At 70.8% G+C, this 19731-nt stretch carries 14 protein-coding genes and 1 pseudogene; 6 read left to right on the forward strand and 9 right to left on the reverse strand.

The genetic code is table 11. The features are described from left to right. The first annotated feature begins 349 nt into the window (after positions 1-349). The gene (locus OHS18_RS11790; protein ID WP_328617006.1) at positions 350-3250 is read left to right on the forward strand and encodes an AfsR/SARP family transcriptional regulator; all 2901 of its coding nucleotides are present in this window, start codon (positions 350-352) and stop codon (positions 3248-3250) included. Here the strand turns inward: OHS18_RS11790 and OHS18_RS11795 are convergent. The 5 genes from OHS18_RS11795 to OHS18_RS11815 all read right to left on the reverse strand — a co-directional run bounded on the left by OHS18_RS11795 (position 3187) and on the right by OHS18_RS11815 (position 6646). Further along, positions 3187-3600, reverse strand: coding sequence for a S26 family signal peptidase (locus tag OHS18_RS11795; RefSeq protein WP_328617007.1), 414 nt, complete (start codon positions 3598-3600; stop codon positions 3187-3189). The two genes, OHS18_RS11790 and OHS18_RS11795, sit on opposite strands and share 64 nt — an antisense overlap. Then, positions 3600-5390 (reverse strand): ABC transporter ATP-binding protein, encoded by a 1791-nt coding sequence (locus OHS18_RS11800; RefSeq protein ID WP_328617008.1) that lies wholly within the window; start codon positions 5388-5390, stop codon positions 3600-3602. The genes OHS18_RS11795 and OHS18_RS11800 overlap by 1 nt, the downstream gene beginning before the upstream one ends. After that, positions 5387-5878: a TlpA family protein disulfide reductase gene (locus OHS18_RS11805; RefSeq protein WP_328617009.1), complete on the reverse strand. Its 492-nt coding sequence runs from the start codon at positions 5876-5878 to the stop codon at positions 5387-5389. Before OHS18_RS11805 ends, OHS18_RS11800 begins: the two co-directional genes overlap by 4 nt. Before the next feature lie 24 nt (positions 5879-5902). After that, positions 5903-6436 (reverse strand): MauE/DoxX family redox-associated membrane protein, encoded by a 534-nt coding sequence (locus tag OHS18_RS11810; protein ID WP_328617010.1) that lies wholly within the window; start codon positions 6434-6436, stop codon positions 5903-5905. Positions 6437-6508: 72 nt separating this feature from the next. Next, positions 6509-6646, reverse strand: coding sequence for a hypothetical protein (locus OHS18_RS11815; protein ID WP_328453049.1), 138 nt, complete (start codon positions 6644-6646; stop codon positions 6509-6511). A 352-nt stretch (positions 6647-6998) separates the two neighbouring features. Here OHS18_RS11815 and OHS18_RS11820 point away from each other — a divergent pair, with 352 nt between their 5' ends. Beyond that, on the forward strand, positions 6999-10304 hold the full coding sequence (locus OHS18_RS11820; protein ID WP_328617011.1) for a protease pro-enzyme activation domain-containing protein: 3306 nt from the start codon (positions 6999-7001) through the stop codon (positions 10302-10304). A 45-nt stretch (positions 10305-10349) separates the two neighbouring features. On the opposite strand, the gene OHS18_RS11825 is transcribed toward OHS18_RS11820, so the two are convergent. Beyond that, positions 10350-11276, reverse strand: a complete 927-nt coding sequence (locus OHS18_RS11825) for a helix-turn-helix domain-containing protein (protein WP_328453045.1) — start codon at positions 11274-11276, stop codon at positions 10350-10352. Positions 11277-11774: 498 nt separating this feature from the next. After that, positions 11775-12197 (reverse strand): hypothetical protein, encoded by a 423-nt coding sequence (locus OHS18_RS11830; RefSeq protein WP_328617012.1) that lies wholly within the window; start codon positions 12195-12197, stop codon positions 11775-11777. 390 nt (positions 12198-12587) lie between these two features. Between OHS18_RS11830 and OHS18_RS11835 the strand changes: the two genes are divergently transcribed. The 3 genes and pseudogenes from OHS18_RS11835 to OHS18_RS48525 form a co-directional block, all read left to right on the forward strand. Further along, positions 12588-13832 carry a sensor histidine kinase gene (locus OHS18_RS11835; RefSeq protein WP_328453041.1) on the forward strand — a complete coding sequence of 415 codons (1245 nt, stop codon included), beginning with the start codon at positions 12588-12590 and terminating at the stop codon, positions 13830-13832. Then, on the forward strand, positions 13820-14470 hold the full coding sequence (locus tag OHS18_RS11840; RefSeq protein ID WP_328617013.1) for a response regulator transcription factor: 651 nt from the start codon (positions 13820-13822) through the stop codon (positions 14468-14470). Before OHS18_RS11835 ends, OHS18_RS11840 begins: the two co-directional genes overlap by 13 nt. Before the next feature lie 302 nt (positions 14471-14772). Continuing rightward, a pseudogene (locus OHS18_RS48525) lies at positions 14773-14820 on the forward strand (hypothetical protein); the annotation flags it as partial. 120 nt (positions 14821-14940) lie between these two features. On the opposite strand, the gene OHS18_RS11850 reads toward OHS18_RS48525, so the two are convergent. Both OHS18_RS11850 and OHS18_RS11855 read right to left on the reverse strand, forming a co-directional pair. Next, positions 14941-16272, reverse strand: a complete 1332-nt coding sequence (locus OHS18_RS11850) for a GNAT family N-acetyltransferase (protein WP_328617015.1) — start codon at positions 16270-16272, stop codon at positions 14941-14943. After that, positions 16269-17768, reverse strand: coding sequence for a hypothetical protein (locus tag OHS18_RS11855; protein WP_328617016.1), 1500 nt, complete (start codon positions 17766-17768; stop codon positions 16269-16271). The genes OHS18_RS11850 and OHS18_RS11855 overlap by 4 nt, the downstream gene beginning before the upstream one ends. A 1035-nt stretch (positions 17769-18803) precedes the next feature. Between OHS18_RS11855 and OHS18_RS11860 the strand changes: the two genes are divergently transcribed. After that, on the forward strand, positions 18804-19673 hold the full coding sequence (locus OHS18_RS11860; protein ID WP_328617017.1) for a hypothetical protein: 870 nt from the start codon (positions 18804-18806) through the stop codon (positions 19671-19673). Positions 19674-19731: the final 58 nt, after the last annotated feature.

Below are 19731 nucleotides of genomic sequence, written 5' to 3' on the forward strand. Positions count from 1 at the left end.
CCGATCCGGGGAGCTGCCTCATGTTTCGGGCCAGCGCGAAACGTTTTCGGGCCGGTTGACGGTGCTCGCGCGCCGCTGGCAGCGTCGGCACGGGCGAGAGTGGCTTCACCCGGCCGGGGAAGGCGGCGGTTGCGAGCCCGCCAGTTTCGTCACTGGGGCTGATCTTTACCGGGGGAAGGCGGCCGCCCGCATGACGAGGGCAGCTGCGGGCCGCGAGCTGTCGCGTACCCGGGTACCTCATCGATGTCCGGCCGACGGCCGAGTGCTGCGCCGTGGCGTCGAGCGCCTGCGCGCGGTCCCGGCGACGGCTGCGGGGTCGCCACACGATCTTGAAGGGTGCGGGCACGGAGTGCTGGAAGCCACGGTCCTCGGCCCGGTCGGCGCGCGGGTCCACGGGACACCGGTGCCGGTCAAGGGGCGGTTGGGGCGCACGGTGCTCGCCGCGCTGGCGCTCGCCTGCCGGCAGCCGGTGTCGGTGGAACGGCTGATCGACGCCCTGTGGGGCGAGCTGCCGCCGGCCACCGCGCGGACCCAGGTGCACATCCAGGTGTCCAAGCTCCGCGCGTCGCTCGACCGGGCCGGCGCGGCCGGGGCCGTGGTCACCGTGTCGAGCGGGTACCTGCTGGACTGCCTCGTCGACGTCGACGAGGTGCGGCAGCTGCTGAGCACGGCGCGGGCGGGCGGGGACCCGGCGGGCACGGCCGGCCTGCTGCGATCCGCGCTCGACCGCTGGACCGGGACGCCGCTGGGCGGGGTGACCGCGCACCTGGCCGGCGCGGAGCTGCCCCGGCTGGACGAGCTGCGGATCGGCCTGGCCGAGGAGTGGATCGACGCGGAGATCGCGTGCGGGCGGGCCGCACGGCTGCTGCCCGAGCTGACCGCGCTGGTGCAGGCCCACCCCTTGCGCGAGGGCCTGCACCACCGGCGGATGCTGGCGCTGCACCGCGCCGGGCGGCGGGCCGACGCCCTGGCGGCGTTCCAGGAGGCCCGGCGCGTGCTGCGCGACGAGCTGGGCATGGACCCCTCCCGGGAGCTGCTCGCGCTGGAGGCGGAGATCCTCTCCGTCGAGACGCCGCCGGCGGTGACCGTGGTGCCCGCCCAGCTGCCGCCGCGGACCACCGGGTTCGCCGGGCGCGACGCCGAGTCGTCCGCGATCAGGGCCGCGGTGGCACGCCGGACCGACGCGCCGCCGCTGGTGCTGATCACCGGAATGCCCGGGATCGGCAAGACGGCGCTGGCCCTGCACGCCGGCGCGGCGTCGGCGCACGCCTACCCCGACGGGCAGCTCTACGCCGATCTGCGGGGCGCCGACACGCGACCGGCCGCACCACACGAGATCCTCGCCGGCTTTCTCCGTGCACTCGGGGTGCCGGTGCGGTCGATGCCGGCCACCGTCGAGGAGCGCACGGCCGAGTTCCGCAGCCGCACGGCGGGCAAGCGGGTGCTCGTGGTGCTGGACAACGCCGCCACGGCCGCGCAGATCGAGCCGCTCCTGGCCGCCGATCCGGGCTGCGCCACGATCGTGACCAGCCGGTCCGTTCTGCCCGAGGTCGAGCCGGCGGTCCGGGTGCCGCTCGCGCCGCTGTCCGACCAGGTGGCCGGGACGGTGCTCGCGAACGCGGCGGGCGCGGCGCGGCTGGGCGAGGACGAGGGCACGGTCGCCACCGTGATCGAGGCGTGCGGGGGTGTGCCGCTCGCGTTGCGGATCGCCGGGGCGCAGCTCGCCGCGTACCCGAAGCTCGGCGTGGCGGAGCTGGCCGCGCGGCTGTCCGACGAGTCGAGGCGGATGCGGGAGCTGACGGTCGGGCAGCGCAGCGTGCGGGACAGCCTCGACGCCAGCTTCCGGTTGCTGGACCGGGAAGCGCGGGCCGCGATGCTGGCGCTGGCGGCGATCGGGGCGCCGACGTTCACCGGCTGGCCGCTCGCCCCCGTGCTCGACGTGCCACTCCCCCGCACCGGCGAGGTGCTTGCCCACCTGTGCGCGATGAACCTGCTCGACCAGGCCGGGCCGGGGCGCGACGGGGTGCCCCGCTACCGGATGCACGACCTCGTCCGGGCCTACTGCCGCACGGTCGGCCCGTCGCTCGGCCCGCGCGTCCTGGACCGGCTGGCCGGGTGGGCGGTCGCGCTGACCCGGCACGCCTGCGAGGGCATGCTGGGCATGCGGGTCGGTTACACGGTGCTCGCCGAGACCGCCGCACCCCTCGGCCAGGACGTGGTAGGGCACGTGGTGCAGGAGCCACTGCCGTGGGTGGGCGCGGACGTCGACGTCCTGCTCGCCGTGTTCGCTCTGGCCGTGCGCGGCGGCCTGCTTCGCCACGCGGCGGCGCTGCTGCTGGTGCTGCGTGCGCCGCTCGTGCGGCTCGACCTGTCCGACCACGGCGCCCGGGCGGCCACGCGGCTGATGAACGTCGCCGGCCCGGACCCGGTGGTGCGGGTGGCCGCGGCGCTGGTCACGGCGACGGCGCGGATGCACCGCAGCCGGTACGCCGACGTGGTCGCCATCCTGAACGAGGTGCCGCTGGCCGACGTCGACCTCCCGCTGCGGGCGGAGGTGCTGACCAAGCTCGGCGACGCGTACGAGCGCTGCCGGGACTGGCACCGCGCGATCACCGCCATGCGCGAGGCCGTGGTGTGCTTCCGGAAGTCCGGCAACCTGGCGGGGATGTCGGGCTGCCACGGCACGCTGGCCGCCCTGTACCGGGACCACCTCGGCGACCTCTGTGCGGCGACGGCACACGGCACGAAGGCCCTGCGCCTGGCCGACGCCGCCGGCGACTGGAAGACCCGCGCCCAGGTGCGGCTCGTGGTCTTGCGCACCGCCTTGGCCCGCGGCGACGCGGCGGTCGCGGCCGAGCTCGCCGAACAGGCCCGCTGCCTGTCGGAGCAGCACGGCGACCCGATCGGCCAGACCTGGTGCCTCACCGCCGAAGCCGACGTTCATCGCGCGCGCGGCGACCTGTACGCCGCCCGGCGATCCGTGGACCGCGCGCTGGGCCTGGCCCGCCGCATCCGCCGCCCGGACGCCGAGTCCGCCGCGCTGCTCGCCCTGGCCTCGATCGAGCTGGCCGCCGGTGACCGGGCCGCCGCCCGCCGCGTCGCCCACGCGGCCCTGCGCCTGCAGGACCGGTTCGACAGCCCGGTCGAACGAGCCGGGGTGGAGAAGGTGCTGGCGGAGATCGATGGTCAGCTGCCCTCCGGCGCGGGGCGGTCGGGCACCGCGCCCGCGACGCCGGAGATCTCGATGTAGCCGAGCTGGCGGGAATCCTGGCTGTGGCCGGTGTTGTCGCCGACCACCACCACCCGGCCGGCCGGGACGACCGGGTGGTCCGTCTCCAGCCAGGCGGGGACCGGGTCACCGGCGACCGCGGCGATCCGCTTGATGCGCCACGCGACGTCGCCGGCCGCGTGCCGCGGGCGGAAGACGATCACGTCACCGACGCGGTAGTGCCGCCGCCGGGTCGCGACCACCCGCTCGCCGTCGTGGAAGGTCGGGGACATGCTGTGGCCCCGGACGCGGGCCACCACGTAACGGCGGCGCAGCAGCACGACCAGCAGAACCACCACAACCACAACCACGACCACAACGAGCCCGGCCATCACGCCTCCACCATCGCGTATCCCTTGGCCTGCAACGAGAACAGCCGGGCGTACTCGCCGCCCGCGGTGAGCAGCTCGTCGTGGGTGCCTTCTTCGATCACCCGGCCGCCGCCCAGCACGACGATCCGGTCCGCGCCGCGCAGGGCGGACAGGCGGTGGGAGATCAGCACGCTCGTCCGGCCGGCCCGGTGGGCGCGCAGTGCCACGTGGGTCCTGGTCTCGGCGTCGGCGTCCATGCCGGAGCTGGGTTCGTCGAGGATGAGCAGGTCGGCTTCGGCGCGCATGAGTGACCGGGCCAGCGCCACCCGCTGCCACTGGCCGCCGGACAACGCCGCCCCGGCCTTGTCGTCGACGTCCAGGAAAGCCCTCGACAGCAGGGTTTCGTAGCCTCGCGGCAACGCCGAGAGCGCCGGATCGATCTCGGCCAGGCGGGCCGCCGCGCGAACGCGGTCGAGATCGCCGAGGCGGGTGACGTCGCCGATACCGATGTTGTCGGCCGCGGTCAGGTCGTAGCTGGTGAAGTCCTGGAACGTGGCCCCGATGCGGGCCCGCAACCCGGCCGGGTCGCAGGAGCGGATGTCGACGCCGTCCCACAGGATCCGGCCGCGGTCCGGATCGTAGAAGCGGCACAACAGTTTCACGAGCGTCGACTTGCCCGCGCCGTTCACCCCGACCAGCCCGACCGCCGCGCCGCTGGGGATCACGAGGTTGACCCCGCGCAGCACCCAGGGGCCGGTCTGGTCGTAGCGGAACCACACGTCACGCAGTTCGATGCCGGCCTTCAGCTCGGGCACGGCGTCCGTCCCGGAGGTCAGGTCGGGTGCGGTCGTCACCACGTCGAGGTAGTGCTTGAACAACCCGAGCGAGCCACCGGCCCGGCCGAGCTGGCCCAGCAGCGAGCCCACCGGTGACTGGATGCCGGCCACCGCGGCGGTGAAGAGCGTTACGTCGCCGATGGACAACGCGCCCCGGGCGGCGCCGGTCGCGGCGACCACGAGGGCGACGCCGGCCACTACCGCCGACACGATCGCGGCGGAGATCCCGGCGACCGCGATCCGGCGCTGCATCGCGCACTCGCTCGCCGTGGCCGCGCGGACCGCGGCCACCATGCGGGACCGGAACAGGTCCGAGAGGCCGAAGAGCCGGATCTCCTTGGCCGCCCGGATGTCCGAGCACAGCGAGCGGAACAGGAACCGCTCGCGGTGGGTGGCCATCATCGCCTCGACCTCCCGCGCGCGCAGACGGGACAGAGTCATCTGGGAGACCCCCGCGGCCGCCAGGGACACCGCGAGCAGCCCGGCCATCGGCGGCCACACGAGCAAGACCGCGCCGCCGAACGCGAGCACGGCGACCACGGTGCGCACCGACTCGACGATCAGGGCCAGCACCGCGGGCGCCGCCTCCTGCGCGCCCTGCTCGGCCAGCCGCACCCGGTCCAGGAACGCCGGGTCCTCGAGCCGGCGCAGCCCCGGCAGCGCACCGACCGCGCCGACCAGGCGGTCCTCCGCCTCGATCGCCGACTTGGCCCGCACGATCGAAGTGCAGTACGAGGCGACCGCGGTGATCGCGGTCGCGACGGCGAGGCCGGCCGCCGAACCGATGGCCAGCAGCACGATCAGGCCACTGTCCCGGCCGCCGGTCAGCTCGTCGAACATCAGCTTCCCGAGCCACGCCGACACCGCCGGCAGGGCCGAGGCGAGCACCGCCAGCACGATCGTGGCGCCGGTGGCCACCCGCGACGCACGCCAGGCGACCCCGAACGCGGGGCCCGCCGCCCGGAACAGGCTCACCGGGCGTGCTGCGGACGCACGGCGTCGAGGTCGTGGCCGGCGGCGGCGATCCGCCGGTCCCGCACGCGGATCAGGGTCGGGGTGACGTCGCCCGCGTCGAACGCGGCCGACACCGGGCTGCGGTCGCCGACGAAGGCGACGCGCACGGAGGGGCCCAGACCGGCGGCGTACTCGACGGCCTTGTCGCGGTCACCGCCGTCGAGCACGAACGCGACAGTCGGCTCGGTCAGCTGGCCGGCGATGCGCTGACAGGGCCCGCAGGTCGGCGACAGGAACGCGACGAGCGCGTCGTCCAGCTCGCGGTCGGTGACGGGCTCGCCGGCGGCGTCGGTGACCTCGAACGACCCGATCTCGGTGCCCACCGCCGGCAGCGCGGGCGTCGCCGGCCGCCGCTGCTCGTTCAGCAGCCTGATGATCGCCGACGACAGCAGGAGGTTGAGCACCGTCAGCACGGCGAGAACCGCGACCACGGCAACCAGGAACGACATGACGAACCTCTTTCTGTGTTTCGCTCAGCGGCCGGCGGTGTCGGTCGCGCGGACCAGGCCGGCCAGGCTGTCCCAGCTGATCGCGACGACCGCGGCGCACGTGCCGACGAGCGCGGCGGCCGCCCCGGTGTCGAGGCCGAGCGCCGGTCCCGGCGGGACGGCGAACGCCGCGGCGGCCCACGCGGCGAGCAGCGCGTTGCGGACGAGGTGGGCTCGCCCGAGCACCGCCCCGGCGCGGCCGAAGCAGCGGCAGGTGACGCGGCGGTCCAGCCGCAGCGAACGGGCGATCGCCGCGCAGAACACGAGCAGCACCGCCGTCGCCAGCCCGAGTCCGAGCCGGGAGGTGGCGGGAAAAACGACGAGCCCGGCCACGGCCAGCTCGGCGACGGCGGTCGCGGCGGCGACCGGCAGCCAGCCCACCGGCGACCGGCCGAGGGGCGCCAGCGACGCGGCGAACTCCGCCAGCCGCACCCGCCCGGCGAGCTTGCCGACGGCCGCGACCGCGAACACGAGTCCGACCAGGACCCGGGCGGCGAGCACGAACTGGGCGCCGATCATCGGTGGCCTCCTTTGCCGGGCAACGCCTTTCCCGCCACGGGGGCCGTGGCGGGAAAGGCACGAGCGCCGCAGTTACTTGCAGGTGCCGTAGCAGTCGTAGTGGAACGTCTTGCAGACCTGGCCGTGCTCGGCGACGCAGGCGCCGGCCTTGACCTCGCGCAGGAACAGCCCCAGCAACCGGTCACCCAGGGTGTTGATCATGCGAGCCATGATCACTCCTCTCACTAGCGGGATTCGACCGGGAGATCGTGGCTCAGCCTCGCTATCCGTTCGCTATCGAGGACAACGCCGTTCGCGGCATCGCCCTGGTGATCGGTTGGGCCCCCGAGGGGTCACCAGGTGACGCCGCGAGTTCCGTGACGCTCACCGGCCCGATGTGAACCATTGGCGCGCGAAACGTCGCTGACCTGCGGTTACTCGACGTAGAGCACGGGGCAGGCTGAACAAGTTCGAATGTTCACTTCGCGCGTGGAAAGTGGCCACCACGCGGTTAGCGTCCTCGGTTACCGGCGATCGCAGGATCCGCGTCCGGCCATCTCTTCGCCCACGAAGTGGAGGAACGGTGTCAAAAACCCTGCCCACCTTCCGAGCCGTCGCTCTCGCGGCATGTCTGGCCACGGTCGCCGCTTCGGTGGCGGCCGGAACCGCGAGTGGCGCGCCACCCTCACCGCTGGTCCCCCTCGCCCCGCACGGCGCTTCCCTGCCGGCCGGCGCACACCGCGACGGCGCGCTGCCGGACGCCCAGGCCCTGCACGTCGCAGTGGCGCTGCGGCCACACGACCAAGCCGGTCTCGACCGGTTCGTGACGGCGGTCAACGACCCTCAGTCCGCCACCTACCGGCACTTCCTGAACCCGGCGGAGTACAACGAGCTGTTCGCACCGCGCCAGTCCGATGTGGACGGTGTGACGGACTACCTGCGCGGCAAGGGTCTTCACGTGGACGGCGTGTCCGGCAACCGGCAGGTCGTCGACGCGTCCGGCCCGGCGGATGTCGTGCGCCAGGCGTTCAACACCCGGCTGAGCACCTACACCGGCACCGACGGGAAGCGCTTCTACGCCAACGACAATGCGCCGGAGGTGCCCGCCGAGATCGCCGCCACCGTGCGCGGGGTGGCCGGTCTCACCGACCGGGAGGTCGCCCACCGCGCGTCGGCGCCCGGCGGCCCCAGCGGGCCCGCCGGCGGCTACACGCCCGCCCAGTTCCGCACCGCCTACACGATGAAGAACCTGTCCGCGTCCTACACCGGGGCCGGGCAGACCGTCGGGCTCATCGAGTTCGACGCGTTCAAGCAGTCGGACATCAACGCCTGGACCAGCTACTTCAGCCAGCCCTCGGTCACCCCGCGCGTGGTCCCGGTCGACGGTGGGGTGTCCAGTCCCGGCAGCAACCAGCTCGAGGTGACCCTGGACATCGAGGCCGTCGCGGCGACCGCTCCGGGCGCCGCCCAGGTGGTCTACGAGGCACCCAACACCGACAACGCGTGGGTCGACGAGATGGCCAAGATCGCCTCCGACAACGCGATCACCGTGCTGTCGGGGTCGTGGCTGCTCGGGGAGAAGTGCGAGTCCGACCCGATCGCCGCCTCGCACGACTCCTACACCCAGCTCGCCGCGCAGGGCGTGACGATGCTGTCCGCCTCCGGCGACTGGGGCGCCACCGGCTGTGGTTACAACGGCGACAACTCGACCGTCCAGGCCGACTACCCACCGTCGGACCCGCTGTTCACCGGGGTCGGCGGCACCCAGCTGCGCACCGCCGACAGCGCGGGCACCTACACCTCCGAGTCCTGCTGGAACCAGGGCGGCACCGGCAACACGCGGTCCGGTGGCGCCTACTCGGCGATCTACGACCGCCCGGAGTGGCAGACCGGGAGCAACGCCCACCGCTCGGTGCCCGACGTCGCGATGGACGCCGACTACGGCGCCGGCGCCCTGTCGGTCTACATGAACGGCGGCTGGCAGGACGTGGGCGGCACCAGCCTGTCCTCCCCCCTGTGGGCCGGCTACATCGCCATGGTCAACCAGAAGGCCAAGGCGGGCGGCAAGGCCAACCTCGGCGGCATCAACCCGGCGCTGTACTCGATCGCCAAGGGCGGCTCCTACTCGTCGAACTTCCACGACGTCACCTCCGGCAGCAACGGCACCTACTCGGCGGGCACCGGCTACGACCTGTGCACCGGCTGGGGTTCCATGCAGGGCGACACCCTGGCCGACTCGCTGATCGGCGGCACGACCCCGCCGGCCGCCAACGACTTCTCGATGGCGGCGAACCCGGCGTCGGTCAGCGTCGACCCGGGCAAGTCCGCGACCACGACGGTCTCCACCACGGTCACCAAGGGCAGCGCCCAGACCGTGGCGCTGTCGGCCGGTGGCCTGCCCGCCGGCGTGACCGCGACGTTCGACCCGGCCTCGGTGACCGCGGGCCGGCCCTCGACGCTCACCCTGACCGCGTCGTCGTCGGCAGCACCGGGACAGAGCACCGTCACGGTGACCGGCAAAGGCTCCGACGCCACCCACACCGCGACGGTGTCGTTGACGGTCAACGGCTCCGGACCGGGTGACTTCTCCCTCGGCGTCACCCCGGGTTCCGGGTCCGTGGTGGCCGGGCAGTCGACGTCGGCCACCGTTTCGACGGCCGCGGCGGTGACCGGTCCGGGCGCGAGCCCGAGCGTGATCAACGGGCAGCCGACGACGGTGGCCAAGTACCCGTTCATCATCTCCCAGCACCGCACCGGCGGGGTGCGCCCGCAGGAGCAGTCCTGCACCGGCAGCGTCGTCGCCAAGCGGGCCGTGCTGATCGCGGCGCACTGCAAGTTCGCCCAGGGTGACCCGAAGTACCTGATCTACGGGCGCGACGACCTGGCCGACACCGGCAAGGGCACCCGGATCGAGATCGCGGAGTACCGGATCCACCCGGACTACACCCCGCAGAGCGACGAGGGTTTCCGCAACGGCAACGACGTGGCGATCATCTTCACCAAGACCGACATCCCGGTTCCCGCCGGCATGACCTACCCGGCGATCGCGTCGTCCGCCGACACGCTGCCGCTGGGCACCCAGGGCACCGCGATCGGGTACGGCAAGACCGATGCGAACGACGCGAACAAGAACACGAAGCTGCGCGAGGTGGTGCTGCCCACCGTCGACGGCCAGAACTGCAAGACCATCGACTCGTCGATCTTCAACCCGGACTACATGTTCTGCGACGGGTACGGCGACGGCAGCAAGGGGCTGTGCCAGGGCGACTCGGGCGGCCCGTACTACTACAACGGCAAGATCTACGGCGTGTTCTCCTGGCTGCGGACCGACTGCGCGTCGTACAACGCGCACGGCAAGCTGTGGGGCTCGATGGGTGACTGGGCCAACGCGCAGATCGGCGGCACCCCGCCGCCGGGCGGCGACATCGCCCTGTCGGCCGGCGGGCTGCCGTCCGGGGCGACGGCGACGTTCGCCCCGGCCTCGGTCAACGCGGGCGGTTCGTCGAAGCTGACCATCGCGACCGGCGCGTCGACCCCGGCGGGTACCTACGCGGTGACCATCACCGGCAAGAGCGCGACCGCCAGTCACGACACCACGTTCACGCTGACCGTGACCAAGGACAGCAGCGGACCGGTGACCGTGAAGGACCCGGGGTTCCAGTTCACGCAGCACGGACAGCGGGTCGACCTGCGGCTCTCGGCGAGCGGCGGCACCGGCAGCTACCGGTGGTCGGCGACCGGGCTGCCGCCCGGCCTGTCCATCGACGCCGGCACCGGGACGATCAGTGGTACGGCGGGCAACGTCAACCGGATATTCCCGGTGACGGTGACCGCGACCGACACCGCGGGAACCGGCGGGCGTGACCAGTTCTCCTGGTACGTCTACTGATCCTGGGGAGAGGGACGGGCCGGTGGCTCCCTCCGGGGTCACCGGTCAGTCCCATTCCCAGCTCAGGCCGACGATTCCCGGCCGCACGTCCTCGAGCACGAGGTGCGCGGTGTTGGACGTGCCGATCCACAGTGGACGGCCCAGCCGAGGCGCCGCGGCCGGAGTGCGTTGCCGGTAGGGCACGCAGTGCGCGGGCGCCGATCCGGCGAACTCGACCTGGAGCACCAGTTCCCTGGCCGGGCGGGTGAACCTGCGGTGGTAATGGGTGAGTTCCGGGCCAGGGGGAAACCGCCAGGTGAAGTCCAGGACCGTGCGTTCGTACGCGGCCAGCCGCTGATCCAGCACCAGTTCGCACACGGTGGCCCCGGCTGTCCGGTCACGGCGAATCCGGCCGAGGCGGCAGAACCGCGGATCCACCAGCTGGGGCAGTTCCGACTCCTCGACCCATTGGTAGATGAGGCAGCGGTCCACGTGATCACGTCGTGCTTCCACCACCATCCGGGTCCGCACCTCGGCAAGACGTCGATCGGCGTGCACCAGGACGTGCTCGTGGACGGTGAGGTAACGCAACTGGTCGTCGACCGGCGCGGTCAAAGAGGTCAACAGCGGATCGTGGGTGGGCCACATCCGTTCGCGGGCGATCGATCCCGGTTCCGCGGCCCGGCCCCGCGGACGCGGTGGGCCGAGCAGGGACACCAGCGTGGACTCCGGGAGCCCGAACACGTCCTCCAGCGCTCGCACCGCTCGCAGTGACTCGTCACGTTCCGGCCGGCTGCGCCCGTTGCGCCAGTAGCTCAACGCCGCCCTGCTGATGTGCGCGCCCCGGGCCGCGAGCTGGTGCTGCAGGCGTTTCAGGCTCAGCCCGTGCGTGTTCAGGCAGTGGTCGAGCACCTGGGCGAAGGTGCCGTGGCGAAGCAACCTGCGCAGTTCGCGATCCGCGGGAAGGACAGCGGGAAGGCGATCGGCGGACACGGGCCTCCTCGAGAACGGCGTCGCACCACTATCGCCGCCCGTCCGGCCTCAGGCAAGTACCGGCCGGCACACCCACGGACGTCAAGCCGGGTGGATGAGGCGGCTTTCGCAGGCGAAGATCACGGCCTGGATCCGTTCGCGGAGTCCGAGCCGGAGCCCACGTGGACGAGCACCTCTGGTCCAGGCCGCCTGGAACGCCTTGCAGCGCATGGCCGAGCTGTTGCCGGACGGGCAGCTCGCCGGCGAGCCCGGCACGCGGCTGCGCAGGTTGAACGACCTGGCCTCTCACGGGGAGACCATCGTCGAAGCCGCCGGGGAATACCTCATCGCGGAGGGCTGTGGCGCACCCGTCGTCGAAGGCGGTCGTCCAGTTGCCGGCTATCGCCTTCCGCGCGGTGGCCGGCGGGATCAGGCTGGAGCAGACAACTCTGTGGAGCTTGTTCTCGACCGCGTCTTCCGGGTTCGGGATCGCCCGCCGCGGTCGCGGATGTTCTCGTTTCATGACAGCCTTTCTGTATCGCGCAGGGCGAGCCAGGTGCACAGTCCGGCCAGGGCCAGTTCCGGGACCGCGCAGACGAGGGCCTGGGTGAATTCGGTGCCGGGCAGGGCGGTGAGGACGTCGAACCAGGCGTCCATCCCCATGAGTGCCGCGACCGCCGAGGCCGACAGGCGGGCGCGGGCATCGCCCCGGTGATACCACCGCGCGGTGGTCGCGCAGCCGAGCGCCATGGCCAGGTCGAGTCCGATCCACACGGCCGGCCAGTGCCGCACCTGGGTGGTCTCGGGCAGGGTCCGGCCCAGCACGAACATCCACGGCACCATGCCCGCCGCCACCACGCCCAGCACGCCCGGCACCCACCTGGGCCGGGCACCCGGCGACGTCGCCGTGCGTGGTGGCCAGGGCATCGTCTGAACGGTCATGAAATTCCTCCGCTGAACGTCGTGCTGCTGCTGCTGCCGACGCCGGTGCGGGGCAGCTCTGCGGCAGAACTTTGCCGCCGGAACCGGCCGAGATCAGTAGCCCTGGGTTCCGACTTCGTGGTGGTACCCGCTACCGCACCGGTCCGGGTGACTGCAGGATGGTGGTGCCGGTCCCGGCTCGATCACCGTCGGATCCCTGGCGAACTCCACGTCGGTCTGGTGCAGGCCGAACCAGAGCGCGGAGCTGATCACCCAGGTGACATCACCTCAGGCGGGGTGATCTTCACCGCTGTCCCGGCGCTGACCGCGGTTCAGGTGAACCTAGGTTCACCATGAGATCGGGTACAGGTTTCATGGCACCGTCCTCCTGCGGTGCCCTAGCGTCGTGCCATGACGATTCCAGCCGGACTGAGACGCACGGTCCTGCGGGCGCGGCGGGACACCGGCTTTCTTGCCGCTGGTGTGCTGCCGCACCTGGCGCTGGTGCCCGTGTGGTCCTGGGCGGCGACGATCACCGCCAAGACGGGGAACTGGCTCCTTGCGGTTTCCGTGTCGGCCGTCCTGGTCCTGCTCGGCACCCCGGTGCTGACGGCCGTTCAGCGGGCTCGCTACCGGGCGTTCATCGGTATGGACATCCCCCGGCTCACCCCCACCGCGCCGGAACAATGGACGTGGGCCTCGACCGCCCGGTGGCTCGCGGCGACACGGCCTTGGCGCAAGATCTGCTACCACCTCCCGCTGGGCCCGCTGCTCGCGCTGCTGGAGCTGCTGGTGCTCGCGGTAGCAGTGACGTGCCTGGCGGGCGTCACCGCCTACGCCTGGTCATGGGCGCTGCCGACCGGAGTCCGCCACGACGGGTTCGGCTACGCGACCCAGCTGCCGGCTTACACAGCGGCTGGGCTCCTCCTCCTGTGTGCCCTGCCCTGGACCGTGCGGGCCGTAGCCCGGGCCGAGGCGCGGCTGGCGTCGGGCCTGCTCGGGCCCAGCCGGACGCAGCGGCTCCAGGAGCGGGTCGATCAGCTGGCCGTGAGCCGGACCGACTTGATCGAGGCCGTCGACGCGGAGCGCCGCCGGATCGAGCGCGACCTGCACGACGGCACCCAGCAGCGGTTGGTGTCCCTCGCGGTCAATCTGGGTCTGGCCATGGCCACCCGCCCGGACCTGCCGAGTGATGCCCGCGAGGTGATCGCTAGGGCGCACCTGGAGGCGAAGGAGGCGATCGCCGAACTCAATGACCTGGTGCGGGGGCTGCACCCGGCCGTGCTCGAAGACCGAGGTCTGGACGCGGCGTTGTCCGGGCTGGCTGCCCGCACGCCCGTGCCGGTGCGGTTGCGGGTCGATCTGGAGGAGCGGGTGGCACCCAATGTGGAGTCAGTCGCGTACTTCGTGATCTCCGAGGCGTTGACCAATGCGACGAAGCACGCCAACGCGATGCGCGCGGAGGTGCTGGTCCGTCAGGTCGGCGAGGTGCTGCGCGTGCGCGTTACCGACGACGGGCTGGGCGGTGCCGACGCCGCCGGCACGGGGCTGACCGGACTGGCCAAGCGGGTCGGCTCCCTCGACGGGGCCTTCCACGTCAGCAGCCCCGTTGGCGGGCCCACCACCATCACCGCGGAGCTGCCGTGCGCGCGGTGATCGCCGAGGATTCGGTGTTGTTGCGGGTCGGCCTGATCAAGGTGCTGGAGATGGGCGGGTTCCAGGTCGCCGCGGAAGTGGGCGACGCGGAGGGGCTGTTGGCGGCAGTGGCGGAGCACCGGCCCGAACTCGCCTTGATCGACGTCCGGATGCCGCCCGGCTTCACCGACGAGGGGGTGCGGGCGGCGATGGAGATCCGTCGGCGCTGGCCGGGGACGCCGGTGGTGCTGCTTTCGCAGTACGTGGAGGAGCGGTACGCGGCTGACCTGCTGTCTGCGAACACCAGCGGTGTGGGCTACCTGCTCAAGCAGCGGGTTGCCGATGTCGCCGACTTCGTGGCGGCGGTCCGGCGAGTGGCGGACGGGGGCACGGCCTTGGACCCGCAGGTCGTCGCCCAGTTGCTGCTGCGGCGCGACAGCGACCCGCTCGCGCGGCTGACCCCCCGCGAACGGGAGGTGCTCGGCCTGATGGCCGAAGGACGCTCCAATGCCGGCATCGCGCAGGCGCTGGTGGTCAGCGAGAGCGCCGTGGCGAAGCACATCAACAGCATCTTCGCCAAGCTTGACCTGCCCGTGGTCGACGCGGACCACCGCCGCGTCCTGGCCGTGCTGCGGTTCCTCGGAGGATCCCGGGCCTGACCTTCCCTCCGTGATCATGCGCACCTGCCCGGGTCCGCTGGGCCGGAAGGCCGGCGGTGCGGGCAGGTGCAGGTAGTGCAGGTCGTCGCCGCACTTCCTCCGCTACGCAGCAGGAGGCCAGGTTGTCCTCCACGTGCAGCAAGTCGACCTTCACTGCCCTGTGGCCGAGGGCGCGTGATCGTCGCCCTCGGCCGGGACGGCGACGCTGAACCGCGTCGCGGAGCGCCGGCCGGCGGCCTGACACCGTCGTGCTCGACGCCCGGGAACGCGTCCACGGCCTCGGCATCTTCAAGGCCCTGGGCATGTCACCGAAGCAGACCATCATCATGGTCATCACCTCGGTGGGCGGCATCGGCCTGCTCGCCGGCGCGATCGCCACCCCGATCGGCATCGCCCTGCACGGCGCCGTGATGCCGAGCCGACGTGTCGACGACGGCTTCGGCGCTGCCCGTGCCGGTGTGGCTCAAGCGTCAGCGGTCAGGGACGCTCTCCTCCGCAGCTTCGAAGAAGCGTTTGCCGGAGTGAAATCCGTAGACGACTTCCCTGATCTCTCGAACAGCGGCGCCCACTTCGGATTCGGTGGGGAGCGTCGGTGAATAGTGTCGGCCGATCCACTTGTACATGAGGGTGGCGGGCAGTTCGTCCCCGTTTGGGGACGGGACGCTGTATCGGACGGGAAGCTCGATGAAGCCCACGGCCCGGAGCGGGGCCTGGTCGGTCTTCGGTGTCACTTCGATGTACCAGCCTCGGGTGCTGGGGCGGTCGGCGAGCATCCGAAGCTCGACCTGGGCGATCATCGGCCGCAGGGCGCCGACGCCGCGCAGGTCGCCGGTGAACAGGCCGTAGCCGCCGAATCCGGCGGTGGTCAGGGTGAAGAAGGTGACCAGGCCGGCGACTGCGGAAGCGGGTGTGCGGCGCAGTGTCCAGAAATGCAGGGGTACCGGGTACTCCCGGATGAACTCCGACTCGGGGATGCCGTACTCGGTAATACCGAAGGTGGTGCGGTAGAGCTCCATTGTGGCGGCCCAGTCGGGATCCGTCGGCGCGGTCAATGGCCGCGCGTGCGGAATCGGACGTCCTACGTAGCGTGACAGGGAGAACGTTCCGACGGACGCGAGTGTGGCCAGGTGAGCTGCGAGCGCCTGGAACTCGGGGCAGCGCTCCGGGTCCTCCACGCGCATGGCCCAGCGAAGGTAGTCGGCCACGGCCGAACGCACGGTCTGCGGCGTGCACGGCCTGCCGAACGTTTTGCAGATGAGCAGCAGGTTGGTGACCGGTTCCTGGGTTTCGGACAAGGCCGGCTGGGCGTAGGGCACGTCCAGGCCGTGGAATCCCCACCGGTCCCAGATCACCGCGCGATCGGCGGGGTCGAGGTTGTCCGGCGTCCCGGTCGGGACGAAGGGGTCGTTGATCTCGGCGAACAGGTGAGCAAGCGGTGTGCCCGTTTCGGCCGTGGCATCCGAATTGAGGACACGTTCGGTCTCGGCGAGGATGGCCCGTCCCACGCCGGTGTTGCGGACCGCGGGGACGACCATCAGGAACTCGATCATTCCCACATTGGTTCCGGCGAAGTAATCGATGACCGAGCAGCCCACCGTGACACCGTTCATCGACGCGAGAATGATGTGGTAGTTGTTGCGCCCGTACCAGCCCTGCTCGCGCAGCCGCAGGTACTCGATCATGTTGGCCAGCGATTCCCGCTCGTCGGGGTCGGGGAACTCGTCGGCGTAGTGGTCCTGGTAGAAGGCGGTCAGCGCCGCGATGTCGGCGTCGGTGGCGGCGAGGTCGCGGAAGTGGATCAACCGACCAGCACCTCCGGGAGTTGCCGGTCGATCGGGGTGGACTTCGTCCTGCGCAGCTGGTCCCTCTGGTAGGCGGACACGGTGTTCGGCAGCTTGCAGGCCGCGTGCGCGACACGGGCCTTACCGGGGAGGGCCGTGCGCATCCGGTCCCGCCAGCCCTTGGCGTCCAGCCGGGCCAGCCAGGACTCGGCGAACAACAGCTCGCGCATGGACTCGCCGGGCGGGGCCGGGTACCTGATCGGCTCACCACAGCCGCATTCGTCGATCGCGCAGGCAAAACTCAGGATCAGATCGGGGTGCTCGTGCAAGATCGACTCCAGGGAGGTGCGCACTTTGGCAGCCAGCTGCCGCTTGAGCATCAGGTACGTGGAGTCGTCGGCCACGTTGCCGTGCTCGAAGAACGTCAACATGTTCTTCCACGGTTCGCCGTGCTTCGGTCGTCCATTGGTGCCGCAGAGGACAACGATCACCCAGATGTAGGCAGAGTAGTAGATGCTCTCCGCCTCGCTCGGCGCGGTGACCGGCGCGCTCGTCTCCAACACGAGCTGGTTCTGCCCGGTGCGCAACACCTCGGTCTGCGCGCTGCACAGGTGCAGATGGTCGACCGCGGCCGCCGTCTTGATCACGCCGGTCACCTGCAAACCTTCGGCAAGGACCACGTGTCCCCCGCGGGCCGTCCGAGGCGGCGGAGGTTCGTCGGCGCTTCGAACGGCGAGCGCGATCGAATTGCTCTCATCTCCGTAACCGAGTTGCATGACATTGTGCCCTCCCCAACGCTTGCACGTGCCGAACGGGATGCTCGGACCCCAGGTCAGCCAGCACGTGAACAAAAACGCCTGGAAGCTGCGGATGTCTCCGAGACTGTCGTCCAGCTCCTCGACCGTGGCGCGGTGGCCCTCGATGAGCTGGGGCCAATCTTCGTCATATTTACCCAGTAGCCCGGATAGCAACTGCAAGGGGGCCACGAAGGCCTCCTGCACGTGGACCTCCGACATGAAGACTTCCGGGTTCGCGTCGACCTTCGCGTTTTCCGCGAGCCTGACCCGAAAGTACCTCAGAATTTCCTCCTGCACCTCCGAGATTGCGAAGCAGGTAGCCACTACCATCTTGTTCTTGTCAGACTTCTTCATGAGGTTGTCGGTCATCAAGCCGATGTTTTCATGCCAATGCCGTAGCGATTTCCGATACTCTCGCAGGTCGGAGCGGAAATCGGAGCGGTGCCGGTACTCCCAGCGATCGGGTCGTTCCGGGCGAGGGTGCAGCAACTCGGCCTCGACTCGCATGCAAGCCGCTCGGTAGAGCTCCTTACGCGATTGACCATAGCTGAGGAATGTCAACACCATCCAGGTCGCCCGAACAATCCGGGTGATCTTGAACCTGCGGTGGATCGTGCGGTTGAGCAGCCGGATCGTAGGCCTGAGGTAGGCCAGGAAGATGAAGATACCGGCGAATGTGGGCAGCCCGATCTGGTACAGCGTGTTGACGATCTCCATCATGCTCCACGACCTACGAATCTGCTTGGAAGCAACGGCTTCCCCCGACGCGAGGCGGCTCGGCTGCTCGTGTGTGCGGCTCGGATGAACTTTGTTTGGTGGTACGTCTGCCCGGGCGTCGCGATGACCATGTCCGCTGTTACAGCCCTGCTCGGCGGTGATCGACCTCCCGCACCGCCGGCCGCGCTCGACCCACCGCCAACTGGCCTAACAGCACCCGACACCTACCTACCCGACCTCGCTACGAGCCTCGACAACCGCGCACGGCAATTCGGCGCCCTTGACCAGCAAGAAGAAGGTAACCCGACGCAACCGCAGCAGGAACGGCCCAAGGTCAGCCCAGCCGGCGGCATTGGTCAGCTGCCGGCTCGCGCATTGCACGGCCGGCCACGGCAGCACGGTCGTCTTACCGGAGCCAGCCTCACCACACGGCAGGATCCGGGAGGTGAACGGCAGGACTTGTTCGATCCGGTCGACAGGGGTTGAAGCCGAGGCAGAGTGCCAGTCACCTGAACCAGATACGCGCAGCACTCCCGCAGGACCCGTCGGTACGGCTCGGTCGCGTCCGTCTCGTCGCCTGACTCGACGGGCATCCCGCGAGGAGTGGTCGTCGGCCGTGGTGCCATCACCGGCCCTGGAGCCCGTGCCCGAAACGGGGTGACGACTGGAAGCCCTCGCGATCAACCGGTCGGTTTCACTCCCGTTCGACGATTTCGCGTCCATGCCGGATGTCGAGCACGAGATGTCCGCAATGCTGCCGCGTTCGGAAAGTATTCGCCGCAGCCGAATACCCCCATCCGAGGGCTTGGGGTATCGGTCACCAGAGCGAGAGGGTACGTTGACGGTTGCAACCCTGGACCTCGGTGCCATGGCAAGTCCGCGATCGCAGCTACGGACCGCCTGCCCGGGGTCTTCTTGTGGGGAATGTGCTCCCACTATCTCCGCGGTAATCACGCACCGTCGTCTGCACGTTTCCTCATCGCCGTCGCACCGCGCCGGCGGACTATTTCCCTAGCTGTTCCAGGAAAAGAAATCGTGATGCGACGCATCCGTACCATTGTCCGGGTCCTGTTCGGGGTCACCGTCGCGACCGGCGGCCTGATCGCACTCGCGCCGGCCGCGCAGGCCATCACCATTCCGGTGGCCTGCAGCGAAAACGCCTTGGTCGCGGCAGTCAACCTGGCCAACTCGACCCCCACCGCGGACACCCTCGTCCTGGCGGGTGGCTGCACCTACGGCATGACCACCGCACACGGCGGCGCGGCGAACGCGCTTCCGGTGATCACCACCCCGATCGAGATGATCGGCCCCGCGACGGTCACCAACTCCTCGTTGCTGGGCTTGGGGATCTTCCGGATCGCCGAGGTCGGTCCGACCGGCAACCTGACCCTCACCACCGGGGTCGCCTTCACCCGGGGCAACGTACTCGGCGACGGGGGCGGCATCCTCAACCGCGGCGCGGTCACCCTCACCGGAAGCACGCTGACCGGCAACACCGCCTCGGGCAACGGCGGTGGCCTCGCCAACGCCGACACGCCGTCCGGCACCGCGCCCGCCGCGACGTTCACCAACAGCCCGCTCTCGGGCAACGGAACCCTGCTCGGCGACGGCGGGGCCATCTACAACGGCTTGCGCGGGACGCTGACGGTCACCGGCGTTTCCGGCAGTCCCCTGTTCATCACCGGCAACAGCGCGGGCCGGGGCGGCGGCATCTCCGCGGTCGGCTCCACCGCGACCACCCTCACCCAGACCGCGGTGACGAACAATCACGCTCTGCTGCTCCTGGGTTCCGCCGGCGGCGTCTACCGCCAAGGCGGCACCATGACCACCACCACCTCACCCATCACCGCCAACACCCCGAACAACTGCGTGGGCAGCGTCCCGGCGGTTCCCAACTGCACCGGCTGACCACCGCGTCGGCGCACAGCCGCAACCGGTGGACCCCGTCGGCCCTGATCGGCCGGTG

It is taken from the genome of Amycolatopsis sp. NBC_00355, assembly GCF_036104975.1.
In the GTDB taxonomy this organism is placed as follows: domain Bacteria; phylum Actinomycetota; class Actinomycetes; order Mycobacteriales; family Pseudonocardiaceae; genus Amycolatopsis.

Coding starts and splice junctions, on each gene's coding strand:
- OHS18_RS11830 (WP_328617012.1), bottom strand. CDS start 12,197: ATGACCGTTCAGACGATGCCCTGGCCACCACGCACGGCGACGTCGCCG.
- OHS18_RS11855 (WP_328617016.1), bottom strand. CDS start 17,768: ATGATGGAGATCGTCAACACGCTGTACCAGATCGGGCTGCCCACATTC.
- OHS18_RS11835 (WP_328453041.1), top strand. CDS start 12,588: ATGACGATTCCAGCCGGACTGAGACGCACGGTCCTGCGGGCGCGGCGG.
- OHS18_RS11795 (WP_328617007.1), bottom strand. CDS start 3,600: ATGGCCGGGCTCGTTGTGGTCGTGGTTGTGGTTGTGGTGGTTCTGCTG.
- OHS18_RS11860 (WP_328617017.1), top strand. CDS start 18,804: ATGCGACGCATCCGTACCATTGTCCGGGTCCTGTTCGGGGTCACCGTC.
- OHS18_RS11810 (WP_328617010.1), bottom strand. CDS start 6,436: ATGATCGGCGCCCAGTTCGTGCTCGCCGCCCGGGTCCTGGTCGGACTC.
- OHS18_RS11805 (WP_328617009.1), bottom strand. CDS start 5,878: ATGTCGTTCCTGGTTGCCGTGGTCGCGGTTCTCGCCGTGCTGACGGTG.
- OHS18_RS11815 (WP_328453049.1), bottom strand. CDS start 6,646: ATGGCTCGCATGATCAACACCCTGGGTGACCGGTTGCTGGGGCTGTTC.